Raw genomic sequence first — 13,247 nt, 5'->3', positions numbered from 1 at the left:
TGAGTGCCATAGATAAGGTAGCGGTATGATCAAACTCATTTTATTGGGCTTGCTAGCAGGTGCGTTTTTTAGCTCGACATTTATCTTAAATGAGCTTATGAGTAGCGCAGGTGGACATTGGTTTTGGTCAGCGAGTCTGCGCTATGTCTTTATGCTGTTGATTATCACCGCCGTTGTTACTATGCAACATGGCTTTGGTCGTATTAAAGCGCTAATGAGAATTTTTCTTCAGCATTGGGGCTTTTGGTGCATTACTGGCAGTATCGGATTTGGGCTGTTTTATACTGGTATTTGCTATGCCGCAGATCATGTTGCGGGATGGGTGGTAGCGGCTACCTTTATGTTTACCGTCGTCGCCAGTTTGCTTGTGCTATCGGCATTTGGTCAACGTTTTGATAAAAAATTCATCGTATATGCTGGCATTGTCTTTATCGGTGTGGCGCTCGTCAATGTCAGCGAAGGTCTGCATGCTGCTGCTATAACCGACACCGTCCCCATGTCTGAAATGCTACTCTACGGTGCGCTACCTGCGCTTATCGCTGCTTTTAGCTACCCAATTGGTAACCAGCTGGTTTGGCAGGCTTCTCATAATGCCCGCGCGCGCAATACTGAATTACAGAAGGCCGCAGAGTTGAACGCTCAACGAGCTAGCATCAGTATTGGTATTGATATCAGTGAGCAGAGTGAACCACTCATATCCGAAGCTTATGATTTGCCAGCTACGACATATGATGCTACCGACCTCGATATCGTACTTCAAAGTAAAAACACTGCGGCAACCTCATCCCTACAAAATCTAATTGCTCGTATTCCTTCTATCGAAACCACGCTACTGCAAAATGCCTTTAACAAAGTGTGGCTAATGACTCTTGGGTGTTTGCCATTTTGGCTGTTTTTGGGCATTATAGTGCGCCCTGACCAGCCCCACCCCTCACAAATAATTAATACGTTGCTCGTTGCTCTATTAGCAGGCGTGGCAGCGACCACTATATTTTTGTATGCGCGCGAGCAAGCTGTTACTTCAAGCGAGGTTGCAGGCGTTGACTCAACCCAAGCCAGTGAAGTTATCTTTGCTTTGATTGGGGGTATATTATTGTTAGATAACGCTATACCTTCGGCGATGGGACTGGTCGGTATAGGGCTGATTATTGTAGGGCTGATATTTTTTGCAAAAGATGGCTAAATGGCGCTATAGCACTACGCCCATTTCTCCACAGTCATGCATTGAATAACCGCTTAAAAAACACCTATCACTTTGATGATCTCGATTTGGCACTATAACCATGGGTAATGCTGTGATTTTTCCTGATATTCTATTATATTTATTGGACATGGTTGGTATTGTTGCCTGCGCGATTGCAGGAACTTTACTTGCGCAGCATAAAGGCTTTGATATCGCTGGGTGTATCTTGGTAGCGATGGTCAATGCCATCGGCGGTGGTACATTACGTGATATGGCTCTCGACCGTCATCCTCTATTTTGGATGACTGATCTTAATTACGTGATCGTTATCACGGTGACCTCTCTTATTTTACAAATCTTCTTTCACCTTTATCATAAGATTGATAATGCGTTGAAGCTCTTTGATGCCATCGGGTTGGCCGCTTTTAGTGTCATTGGTTTTAAGGTGGCCTTAACCTTAGATATGTCTCCCCTGATTGCTATTATGATGGGTGTCTGGACTGCCATTATCGGTGGTTTGCTACGTGATATCATCTGTAATGAGATTCCGTTAGTGCTACAGCGTGAGATTTATATTACTGCCAGTATCGCAGGGTCTGTGACTTATTTATGTTTACAGTATTTCGGAGTCGGTGCCAGTCTCAACGAATTTGTTATGCTGTTTGTTATCTTTGCAGTTCGTATGCTCGCGCTCAGATTCGACTGGCATCTGCCTTCTATTCGGCTCGTAGACTGATTGATTGAGCAAGACTCTACTTAGATAGCCTTTGTTTGACTGACAATAATTGAAAATAGTGAGAACTGCCCATGTTGGCTATCGTATTGGACCCTACCGTACTGATCACTACTTTTGACCCGCGCTCTTTGATATATTTCTTTGATATGATTGGCATCATCGCCTGTAGCGTCTCAGGGACGATACTTGCCAAGCACAAAAACTTCGATGTCTTCGGCTGTCTGCTTGTGTCTATTGTCACTGCTATCGGCGGCGGCACGGTACGTGATGTCATTCTGGATCGTCATCCATTATTTTGGATGGTAGATATGAGCTATCTGACCCTTATTACGATTTCATCACTGGCGATGCAGATATTTTTTCATCCAAACTCAAGGCGAGTGGATAAGTTCCTCAAACTTTCTGACACCATTGGTCTGTCAGCATTTACGCTGATCGGTATCAAAGTCGCTGATAGTATGGGTGCCAACGTGCCTGTAGCACTATTGTTAGGTGTGATTACTATCGTAGTTGGTGGCATCATTCGCGATATGATTTGCAATGAGATTCCATTGGTACTACAGCAAGAGATTTACATCACCGCAGCGTTGACAGGTGGTGTGCTGTACTTTGCTCTAAAGAATTTAGGCGTGACAGATTGGGTAGCTGACATCTCTACAATGAGTACGATTTTTACTTTGCGGATGCTGGCTATTCGTTACGATTGGCAGTTTCCCACACTAGAGTGGAAATACTGATACTAGGGCGTGTCTTCATTTCAAAAATACCAATGCGTCCATATTTAAGCGCATTGGTACTATCGGTTTGACATTGTCACTTTACCCTTGCTCTATCACAGCCAAGTCTTTGACCATCAGCTGTAAGCTTTGCTTGCCATTCCATTCATTGATGTCTAGCTGAAATAATAAATGGACTTGCTTAGCACGGTAATCCCAAGCCTCATTATCAAAGTTAAAGCAAATTGCCTCTATCGGATATTGAACGTCCGGATAGCGCAGCGATAGCTTAAGATGTTTGTCTTTTAAAATCTTAAAACTTAGTACTTCGAACACACCGTCAAATATCGGTGGCGCAAATCCATGACCCCAGATACTGGCATCGGCTAAATGCTCGGCAAACCATAAGCTAAAGTCACTCCCCTGCAAAGGTCCATCGGTGAATTTTTGCTCTGCAAATACCTCATCATCCATCTGAGCCATCACTTCGTTAAAAGCTATGACAAATGCCTCAAAGTTGCGGCGCTTGAGGGTTAAACCTGCCGCCATCGCGTGCCCGCCGAAATGACTGATTAAGTCTGGATAACGCTCAGCAACTTGTTCAATCGCATCACGAATATGTACGCCAGCGATAGAACGTGCAGAACCTTTAATAGCACTATCTTCACCCGTTTGTTCAGTGTCTGCTGGTGCAAAGACGATACTGGGTAAATAATGGCTTTCTTTTAGGCGACCAGCGACAATGCCAATGACTCCTTGATGCCAGTCATCTTGGTATAAAATAATACTACGAGCACCTGAATTGCTGGCTTTAGCAGTAGAGACAGCTTGAATAATTGTGTCATCGTTACTGCCATTATCATCACTATCACCATTCGTACTATCGTCGTTATTATCTTTATTAGCCAGTGCTTGTACGATACTATCGGCTTGTGCACGCATCTCGCCCTCTACATGACGACGCGTACGGTTCAGCTGTTCAAGCTCTTGTGCTAAACGTTGGGCAGTACTCCAGTCTTCAGTTAATAAACATTCGATACCGATGCACATATTGTCCATGCGCCCAGCTGCATTGATACGTGGGCCTAATACAAAACCGAAATCCTGCGCATGAAGCTGCTTAGGATCACGGCCCGCTTGCTCAAGCAATGCCAATATTCCCATACAGCAGCGGCCTTGACGAATAGCTGATAGTCCGTGATGTACCAAGATACGGTTGTTTTTATCCAGTACCCCAACGTCTGCAATCGTCCCAAGTGCGACCAAATCTAAATATTGGCTTACCTGTACCGTAGACTTGCCAGCTTCGCGGCGTAGCTTTGCTAAGCGTCCGAGCACATAAAACGCGACTCCAACTCCAACCAATGCCTTACTAGCAAAGTCACAACCTAGCTGATTGGGATTGACTACCGCTTCCGCAGGTGGCGTCTCTTTGGTCGTGAGATGATGGTCGGTGATAATCACCGTGATACCATCAGCTTGGGCGCGCGCTACCCCTTCGTGACTTGAGATGCCATTATCAACCGTCACTATCATATCTGGCTGAAAAGTCTCAATACCTAACTCGACAATCTCTGGCGTCAGGCCATAACCGTACTTAAAACGATCTGGTACTAGGAAATCAACGACCGCACCCATCTTTGTGAGCGCGCGCATCATCAATGCCGTACTGGTGGCACCATCACAGTCAAAGTCACCAACGATCAAGATACGCTGACGCTCATCAATGGCCACATCCAATAAGCGCACGGCTTCAGTGACACCGTGTAATGCCTCAGCAGGCAATAGACCTGATAGGCTAGTCTCCAGCTCATCAGGCGCAGTGATACCTCGCCCTGCATACAGACGGGCAAGCGTGAATGATTGAGCGGCAAATGGTTGCAGCGCGGCGGGCAACTCGTCGATGCGAGTGCTGGTATAACGGGGGGTTAAATTTAGCATGAGCGTATTCTACTGGCTTTAGTAGAGGCTCACAATGACAATTTATACTACCTCTGTATATCATTAGGCATTGTGCAACCTGATGAATAATGCCTGCAAATTAGCAGTAATTGATACCGCCATTTTTATAGCTCATGTAAATCACCTTCGTTTAATCACTTACAAAAAAGGTGCACAGTGTGAGTAATTTCATTCATTTTGCTACAAAGCAATGATTGTAAGCCACGCATAAATCCATAAAATAGTAAGCAACTGAAAGATTTGTTATCTATTGAACTTTTTATCATTTATATTTTAATTATTTATAAGGACACTTTATGAAAACCACGCCACTTGCTGAAAAACTTCCAAATACTATCGACCCTAACCTAGACCTTGATAAAGTTAAAAAAGAATGTCAGGGAATGGTAAAAAGACGCGCTAGGGTTTCTGCTGGTGTAGCAGTTGTGCCAGTACCATTTTTTGATGTGGCAGTTGATGCGGGGATGTTGACGCAACTGATTCCAGAGATTAGTGAGCGTTTCGGTCTCATTGAAGACCGTCAGTCAGCTATTAATCTAGAATCTCGCGAAGTGCATTGGAGCGCAGTAAAAGACCGTACCGTAGATTTCGCTGGTCTAATGGCGACACGTGGTATTGTCAAAAAAACCATCCAAGGTTTCGGTGGTCGTATCGCTGCCAAACAAGTGACCAAGTTCATCCCACTTGGCGGCCAACTAGTGGCTGCAACGATGGGCTACACGATTTTTAAGAAAATTGCCAATGACCATATCAATGAATGCTATAAATTGGCAAAAGATATTCAGCAAAAAGAACACGGCAAAAACGTATAAATAAGCCGAATAGCTTAGTCTATATCAAGCCAGTTAAGTGATCACTTAGCTGGCTTTTTTGTGGTTAATACATATAGGTTATAGAGTTCTAAAATAAAATGCGCCTGTGGTTAATGATGTTATTGCTAGGTTTTACTGATAATATACAGCTTTATTTATGACAGACACCTTAAAGGACTAACTTATGAAAAAAATCTTGGCTTCAACGATTATGCTAGCGACTTTTGCCTTGGCAGGATGTACCACAACAGGTGCTACAAACAACGGAACAGGTACAGCAATCGGTACCGCAAATGAGATCGGCATGAATGTTTTTAAAGCTGCGATCGACAACCAATGCCGTAGCCAAATTGAAAAACAAAACGCGTGGCGTGTTGCAAGCGTCGCCATGACAGAAGCACAGCAAGAATCTGTTAAAACCAATGTTTGTGGCTGCGTCAGTGAGCAAGCACCGCAGCAAGTAACGATTGTTGAGCTGGGCAATGCCGCGATTGACTCTCAGTACCGTACTCAGTTAGTCACACAAGTCGTCGCCAAATCTCTACAGAGCTGCTATACAAGCTTTGTTCAATAGAACAATTAAGTTATTCATTAGAATAAAAAATAATAAAAAGGGTGCGTTATGTATAACGCACCCTTTTTATTGCTAACAGATTGGTTCAATTAATTAGCCTAAAACTTATTTGTGTCAGATGTTTGAGACGTTATAGAAGCCGTAAAAGGCAACGACTGGCTACGACGGAAATACTTCGAGGTGCTATCAATAATTTTATCTACTTCCTTAATTAAATCATTAATCACATCATCATAAATACCATGATATAGCTCTTTTTCAAATGCTGTAAATGGATGCTTGCGTGACGCTGAACCCACCTCAGTGACACCGTCTTTACTATAAAAAATGTCTACGCGACCATCACTATTCAACACACAATTTAATAGTCCACCTTCAATTTCCATCTCTACGCGTTCTGGCATAAAAATATAGTCATCTACATTGATAAGCTTTTTTTCTACTTCTCGTTTAAAAAATGATTTGATATCGAACATAGGTACATCCCTAACTTTATAATTATAAGATACGTGAGCATGCCGAGCACTGTGACTGTTACCCAGTATTCATCTGCGTGGTTAACGGGTTCTGCGTGGTTAACGGGTCATGCTTTACTCAGTTATCCTATAAGATAGTGTTAGTTTATTTAAGGTGCGATATGTAAAACTGCGTTTGATGTTGGTAAAAATGTGCGCTTAACTCTGGCTTCAATACAGTTCCAACAACCGAAATACACACAACGAAAAAGGAAGCTACCAATAAGCAACTTCCCTTTTTTATTATCGAACTACATTAACTGACTTAATTAGACCCAGCCCTTCTCACGAAATAATTTGAGTACCTTTACAAATACTGCCATCTCATCAGGTCGACCAAGTGTTAGGCGGTTAAAGCCAGTGATAGGTGCAAACTCGCGCCCGACCGCAATACCATATTCGCGCATTCTATCGATATAGGTTTGCACATCGCCTTTTATCTCATGGAATATAAAGCTTGCCTGTGATGGCAAGTAGCGTAAGCCAAGCTCATCTAATGTTTGCTCAACCAACTGACGCGATTGATTGGCCGTACGTAAGCTCAATGCCAGAAACGCTTCATCATCAAGAGTCGCTAACGCAGCCACGGCACCTGCCAAGTTGGCATTATCAATCGAGATAAAAGCCTCTAGTTTGGCTATCATTTGCGGGCTAGCAACTGCATAGCCGACACGCATGCCAGCAAGTGCACATAGTTTTGAAAAAGTACGCACCACAACGATATTTTCTGAGTACTCCTCTCGTATCCATGTAACACCACTCTCAAAACTTGGATCAGTCACATATTCCGAATAAGCTTCATCTAATAAAAAGTAATGGTTACTTGGTGTATGCCCTACCCATTCTTTGAGCTTTACTGTGTCAGTAATAGTCGACGTTGGGTTGTTTGGATTGCACAGATAAAACAAGCTAATACCGTCAAAGTCATCAGCCACTTTTTGCATGCTTTGCAAGTCAAAGGCATAATTTTCAGTCATCAGCGGTACTTTTACCACAGGTACATCGATAGATGTCGCATACAACTCAGCATAGGCAAAGGTTGGATGCGGCACGATAACTTGGAATTTTTTGCCTGCTACTAATGCTTGATTTTGTAGCATTTGGACGACAGTACGAATATTTTCACTAGATCCACTGCCTAGAGAAATTTGGCGCTCTGCTACACCGTTTATCTCAGCGACTTTGGTAATCAGCGCTGCACGTTGGTCATCGGGATAACGAAAGCCGATGTCTAGAGAGTCGATAACGGCTTGTTTGGCAGCATCTGACATGCCGAGTGAGTTTTCGTTAGAGTTTAATTCTATTAAGTTGTTGGTAAGCACAGTGAATAATACGCCTAGATTATGTCCATTCCAAAAATTTAGTCTATGTTGACAATGTGAGCTATAAAAACAGTAAGCCTAGCCCAAATAAAGCATTACACGTGCTCGGCTTGTTAGCTTGCGACTTAAATTTTTGAAATATTCTATGGATGGTGAGATTTATGCGGATATGGTAAGTGGCAATGCGCTGTATTACAAGCATTCTGCACATTCCGATATTGAATAAACCATAAAAAAGTGAGGTACTCAACAAGCACCTCACCTTCGCTATTGTTTAGCCTCTTTTTAGCCCTAATATTTAACCCAAGTTATCAGATTAAATGTGCTTTTAACTCAAGCACTTTGTCACGCGTTTTTGCTGCTTCTTCAAACTTCAAATCACGCGACATTTGCTGCATTTGCTTCTCTAATCGTTTGATTTCTTTGGCAAGCAGATCAGGGCTACGCAAGATATTGATATCAACATCTGGCAAGTTACTCTTAACTGGGATAGCTTGATTGTCATTGGCATCCAAGCTTTCGCCAGTATCAATCTTGTCCGTGATACTACGGCGAGCACCTTTTGGCGTGATGTTATGCTCAAGGTTAAAGGCAATCTGCTTATCACGGCGGCGATCCGTCTCATCTATCGCCTTTTGCATACTTGGCGTAATGCGATCAGCATAGAGAATGGCTTTACCATTCAAGTGACGCGCGGCACGACCAATGGTCTGAATCAGCGAACGCTCAGAACGCAAGAAGCCTTCTTTATCAGCATCAAATATCGCTACCAGTGATACCTCAGGCATATCCAAACCTTCACGTAACAGATTGATACCGACCAGCACATCATGCACGCCAGTACGCAGCTCATGAATAATCTGCATACGCTCAACAGTATCGATGTCCGAATGTAGATAGGCAACCTTTACATCATACTCTTTGAGGTAACTGGTCAAATCTTCCGACATACGCTTGGTCAACGTGGTAATCAGTACACGCTCGTCCTTTTCACGGCGTTTGGTAATCTCTGATAGCACATCATCGACTTGCGTCAAGACTGGACGTATCTCAATCTCAGGGTCAATCAGACCCGTCGGACGAACGACCTGCTCAACGACTTGCTCGCTATGCTCGAGCTCATATAGCGCTGGCGTAGCACTGACATAAATGGTTTTGGGCTTAATACGTTCCCACTCTTCAAACTTCATCGGGCGGTTATTCATCGCACTTGGTAATCTAAAACCATAATTGACCAAGTTTTCTTTACGCGATCTATCGCCTTTATACATCGCGCCAATCTGAGAAACCGTCACGTGCGACTCATCAAGGAACAACAAGGCATCTTCTGGAATATAATCAAACAACGTCGGCGGCGCTTCCCCTGATGGACGACCAGAGAGATGCTGCGAGTAGTTTTCAATACCATTACAGTAACCAAGCTGCTGAATCATCTCCAAGTCATACTGAGTACGCTCTTTGAGACGCTGTGCTTCAATCAGTTTGTTGTTATCACGGAAGTACTCTAAACGCGGCTCTAGCTCAGCACGAATCGTATGACTGGCAGCTTCTAGCTTATTTCGCGGCGTCACGTAGTGCGACTTTGGATAAATAGTAATACGTGGCACACTGCGTACCGTCTTACCCGTCAAAGGATCAAACCACGTGATTTTCTCGACCTCGTTATCGAATAAATGCACACGTACGGCTAGCTGCTCAGACTCAGCAGGATAGATATCTAACAGCTCTCCACGCAAGCGATACGTACCACGGCCGAAATCTAGCTCGTTACGTGTGTACTGCATCTCAACCAAACGCTTGATAGTCGCTGTACGATCGATGTTATCGCCTACGACGACATGCAGTAGCATTTTTAGATAGCTCTCTGGATCACCCAAACCATAGATACACGATACCGAAGCGACGATAATCGCATCACGACGCTCTAACAAGGCACGCGTGGCTGACAGGCGCATCTGATCAATATGATCATTAATGGCGCTGTCTTTTTCGATAAAGGTATCACTAGCAGCGACATACGCTTCTGGCTGATAGTAGTCATAATAGCTAACAAAATATTCGACCGCATTATTAGGGAAGAACGATTTGAACTCACCATATAGCTGAGCGGCTAGCGTTTTATTATGCGCCATAATAATGGTCGGACGTTGAGTTTCAGCAATAACTTTTGCCATGGTATAGGTCTTACCAGAACCAGTCACACCCAATAGCAACTGCTCGTCCATGTCCGAATTGATACCGTTAACTAGCTTCTTGATGGCTTGCGGCTGGTCGCCTGCTGGCTCAAAGTCAGTAACCATCTCAAAGGCACGACTTGATATTTGCGTCCCTGACGCATTAACACCACTAATTTCAGCTTCGCCTTGGAGCTGAGTGGCCAATTGATTTAACTGACGCGATGAGCGCGGTTCAGGCATTCGCATAATGGCTTTCTTCTTCTTAAGGTTTATAACAATATGGGGTCTGAGCAGCGGTTTTTAAAGGAGAATAAGGAGTCTTATCCTATAGTCAAAACGTTCTCTCGCTGCCCAAAACATGAGTATATAAATGTACGGTTTATCAAAAGTTAAGGCTTAATAGTAGCGGATAAAACTTACATCGTTATAAAAAACGCACACAGTATTCGCTAAATTTACAAAGCTTTTCATGGTTAACAAACTCGTTACACGACCACTCAACAAAGCCTAACACTCAAGGGTTCCAACACTGATTTAAGCTGCTATTATCATTCTTGAATTAACAAGTTGATGACTTTCTTAGTTCTAGTGAGCAGTACTAGTAAGTTGATAGATTTATAGCAACTCATATCATTAGCTTTAACTTAATTGTCATCGAATAGAAGACCAATAAAAATACATTGAACTTTCATTCAATATAATAATTTTAAATAAATGACGGAGTAAAATATGAGAGAACGTTACGCAAGTGGTATTTCAGACGAAACTGCGAAAAAAATGATTGATTTGCTAAACGCTAACCTAGCAAATGTTATTGATTTAACCTTAGATGGCAAACAGTGCCATTGGAATCTACAAGGCACTGGCTTTATCGGTGTGCATCAATTACTAGATGAGACATCAGATCGTATCCTTGAAGTATCAGATACTATCGCAGAGCGTATTGTAATCCTAGGTGGCCAACCAAACGGTTTGGCAAGTCGCGTAGTAAAAGAGTCTATCCTAGATGATTATCCAACCGACATTACTGAAGTAGATCAGCATGTTCGTGAGCTAACTAGCCGTTATAAGAAAGTTGCAGAGACATTGCGTGAAGCAATCGCTACCGCTGGCGACGCAGGTGATGAAGACACTGCTGACTTATTTACAGAAGCTAGCCGTATCATCGATAAAGATGCATGGTTCATTGGCGCAAACGCTCCAAAGAACTAATAGCATCCAATTTGACTAGTTATTAAATTCTAGAGTCATAAAAAAAGCCGTCATAGTTGACGGCTTTTTTGTGTCTGGGTTTTTGAATTTAGAAAGTGTACTTAAAATCATCTGATAAGACCTACATATTACACATTCAATCTATCAAATCCCCAGATTAAATATTCTCTAAACTTAGCAGCTCAGCGTTAGGTTCGGACAGTGTCAAGATAGCCTCTTGAAATACCGGATTACCTCTGAATAAATTCTCAATCTCTTCAAACTTCTGAGCGATATGTTCTTCTTTTTGATTCCCTGCTATATCTACTGCTGCCACCATAAATATCTTTTTTGGTCCGACCCACTCTAGATGCAGGTAAGACACACTGTCGATATCTGGATGATTCAGCAGCTCGCTCAAAACATATTCGTGCATACGGTCAGTGACTCTATGCCCGACTAAGAAATCTCGGTTACGACTGATCAAGAATATGGCGACGACACCCAATAATAGACCGACGATGATAGACCCTAACGCATCCCAATATGGTTCGCCCGTATAAGCGTGCATACCCATAGCAGCAGCGGCAATCACCAAGCCGATAACCGCTGCTAAATCTTCAAAGAATACACCGCGCAACGTTGGGTTGGACGTATCTACAACATAGCCAAGCGCACTGATATCAAGTGCCTCGCCATGTTTTTTACTCTGTCTGTAAGCCTGAACCAATGAGATCCCTTCGAGCACAAACGCCACTGCCAATACGATAAAGCCAATCGTATAGTTAGCCTCAGACTCAGTAGCGTTCCATTCTTTGATACCGGTATAGATAGAGACGATCGAGCCGGCCGTAAACACACCAAAAGCAGCAATCATCGACCAAACATAAGACTCTTTGCCGTAGCCTAACGGATGGCTTTTGTCAGCAGGTTTGATGGATTTTTTTTCTGCGACGATCAGCAAAGTACCATTGCCAGCATCCGCCCATGAGTGAGCTGCTTCTGCAATCATAGAGGCTGATCCTGTCATAAAAGCGGCAACGGTTTTTGCAATGGCAATAACCAGATTGGCCCCGACCGCAATCAACACGGTAATGAGTGAGCCTGAATGCTCATTGTTGGTTTCAGGGCTTTGATTAAGGGTATGTTTTAATTCAGGGTCATTTGAAATTTTAGGATTACCTGCCCCACGCGCGCGAGGTGTTTGCGCCTTAGGAGAGACTGGTAAATGACGCTGGGGATTAGCAATAGATGGCTTTAGACTCATGCTAGACTCACTGAAATAACGTATTGATAGTAGAATTTTTCGCCGTAGATGAATGGCTTGAAACATACATCAGCTTAAAATAAGCGATCTACAATATCAGTGTCTTTTTAGTGAGTCGTTGTATGAATTATTAATTTAATAAACATAGATAACTTTATACAATTTTAGATAGCTTTGAATAACTTGGGCTACTTTGCTACCTCGGTATCTGCTTCGTGTTCGCTAAACTGCTTGTTAATCTCTTCGAAGTCGCAACTAGGACGATGTGAACTTTCCATACGCAGTTTCTTTCGTTCTTTAGCTGCATCAGCTCGACATTGCTGCATCTTGTTTTTGATATCGAGTGGCGGTGCGGATGTCGGTTTACCATTGTCATCAATAGCCACCATCGTAAAGTAACAGCTGTTGGTATGACGAACAGTACGACCACGCACATCTTCTGCTTCGACGCGGATACCTACTTCCATTGAGGTATTACCAACATAATTGACGCTGGCTGCAAAAGTAACCAACTCGCCCACATATATCGGCTCACGGAACATCACCTGATCGACAGACAGTGTCACCACATAGTTACCACTATAGCGACTGGCACAAGCATAAGCGACCTGATCAAGCATCTTGAGCAAATCCCCACCATGCACATTGCCAATGAAATTCGCCATATCGGGCGTCATAAGTACTGACATATATAGCTCGTGGTTTAATGGGGCTTTTTTGGCAGTGGAGCTGGTATTGTATTGCGGCATAATATTCCTTAATGGTTTGACACTTATTTATTATGCCTACCAT

At 43.2% G+C, this 13,247-nt stretch carries 12 protein-coding genes; 6 read left to right on the top strand and 6 right to left on the bottom strand.

What is annotated here, in order from left to right; translation table 11 throughout:
• Nucleotides 1-25 precede the first annotated feature (25 nt).
• The 3 genes from ACI2IW_RS03635 to ACI2IW_RS03625 all read left to right on the top strand — a co-directional run bounded on the left by ACI2IW_RS03635 (nucleotide 26) and on the right by ACI2IW_RS03625 (nucleotide 2,656).
• A complete protein-coding gene (locus tag ACI2IW_RS03635; protein WP_404692678.1) occupies nucleotides 26-1,183 on the top strand; it encodes a multidrug resistance efflux transporter family protein in 1,158 nt (385 codons plus the stop codon).
• A gap of 100 nt (nucleotides 1,184-1,283) precedes the next feature.
• Nucleotides 1,284-1,919 carry a trimeric intracellular cation channel family protein gene (locus tag ACI2IW_RS03630; protein WP_404692677.1) on the top strand — a complete coding sequence of 212 codons (636 nt, stop codon included), beginning with the start codon at nucleotides 1,284-1,286 and terminating at the stop codon, nucleotides 1,917-1,919.
• Nucleotides 1,920-1,990: 71 nt separating this feature from the next.
• A complete protein-coding gene (locus ACI2IW_RS03625; RefSeq protein WP_057760888.1) occupies nucleotides 1,991-2,656 on the top strand; it encodes a trimeric intracellular cation channel family protein in 666 nt (221 codons plus the stop codon).
• A gap of 81 nt (nucleotides 2,657-2,737) precedes the next feature.
• Here the strand turns inward: ACI2IW_RS03625 and recJ are convergent, their stop codons facing one another.
• The gene (gene recJ, locus ACI2IW_RS03620) at nucleotides 2,738-4,576 is read right to left on the bottom strand and encodes a single-stranded-DNA-specific exonuclease RecJ (protein WP_404692676.1); all 1,839 of its coding nucleotides are present in this window, start codon (nucleotides 4,574-4,576) and stop codon (nucleotides 2,738-2,740) included.
• A gap of 317 nt (nucleotides 4,577-4,893) precedes the next feature.
• Here recJ and ACI2IW_RS03615 point away from each other — a divergent pair, with 317 nt between their 5' ends.
• Together ACI2IW_RS03615 and ACI2IW_RS03610 are read left to right on the top strand one after the other, a co-directional pair.
• The gene (locus tag ACI2IW_RS03615) at nucleotides 4,894-5,409 is read left to right on the top strand and encodes a hypothetical protein (RefSeq protein WP_057760892.1); all 516 of its coding nucleotides are present in this window, start codon (nucleotides 4,894-4,896) and stop codon (nucleotides 5,407-5,409) included.
• A 184-nt stretch (nucleotides 5,410-5,593) separates the two neighbouring features.
• Nucleotides 5,594-5,983, top strand: coding sequence for a hypothetical protein (locus ACI2IW_RS03610; RefSeq protein ID WP_404692675.1), 390 nt, complete (start codon nucleotides 5,594-5,596; stop codon nucleotides 5,981-5,983).
• Between the two features lie 98 nt (nucleotides 5,984-6,081).
• Here the strand turns inward: ACI2IW_RS03610 and ACI2IW_RS03605 are convergent, their stop codons facing one another.
• The 3 genes from ACI2IW_RS03605 to uvrB form a co-directional block, all read right to left on the bottom strand.
• On the bottom strand, nucleotides 6,082-6,459 hold the full coding sequence (locus ACI2IW_RS03605; protein ID WP_341609645.1) for a hypothetical protein: 378 nt from the start codon (nucleotides 6,457-6,459) through the stop codon (nucleotides 6,082-6,084).
• 308 nt (nucleotides 6,460-6,767) lie between these two features.
• Nucleotides 6,768-7,820: a pyridoxal phosphate-dependent aminotransferase gene (locus tag ACI2IW_RS03600; RefSeq protein ID WP_404692674.1), complete on the bottom strand. Its 1,053-nt coding sequence runs from the start codon at nucleotides 7,818-7,820 to the stop codon at nucleotides 6,768-6,770.
• Nucleotides 7,821-8,131: 311 nt separating this feature from the next.
• A complete protein-coding gene (uvrB, locus tag ACI2IW_RS03595; protein WP_101206411.1) occupies nucleotides 8,132-10,243 on the bottom strand; it encodes an excinuclease ABC subunit UvrB in 2,112 nt (703 codons plus the stop codon).
• Nucleotides 10,244-10,726: 483 nt separating this feature from the next.
• On the opposite strand from uvrB, the gene dps reads away from it, so the two are divergent.
• The gene (gene dps / locus ACI2IW_RS03590) at nucleotides 10,727-11,209 is read left to right on the top strand and encodes a DNA starvation/stationary phase protection protein Dps (protein ID WP_394123779.1); all 483 of its coding nucleotides are present in this window, start codon (nucleotides 10,727-10,729) and stop codon (nucleotides 11,207-11,209) included.
• Nucleotides 11,210-11,366: 157 nt separating this feature from the next.
• Here the strand turns inward: dps and ACI2IW_RS03585 are convergent, their stop codons facing one another.
• The gene (locus tag ACI2IW_RS03585; RefSeq protein ID WP_404692673.1) at nucleotides 11,367-12,455 is read right to left on the bottom strand and encodes a cation diffusion facilitator family transporter; all 1,089 of its coding nucleotides are present in this window, start codon (nucleotides 12,453-12,455) and stop codon (nucleotides 11,367-11,369) included.
• Nucleotides 12,456-12,643: 188 nt separating this feature from the next.
• Entirely contained in the window at nucleotides 12,644-13,204 is a 561-nt protein-coding gene (locus ACI2IW_RS03580) for an acyl-CoA thioesterase (RefSeq protein ID WP_404692672.1), read from the bottom strand.
• Nucleotides 13,205-13,247: the final 43 nt, after the last annotated feature.

Origin of the sequence: Psychrobacter sp. NPDC078501 (assembly GCF_044900935.1) — a bacterium.
Taxonomy (GTDB): domain Bacteria; phylum Pseudomonadota; class Gammaproteobacteria; order Pseudomonadales; family Moraxellaceae; genus Psychrobacter.
This window is presented reverse-complemented; position numbering and strand designations above follow the sequence as displayed.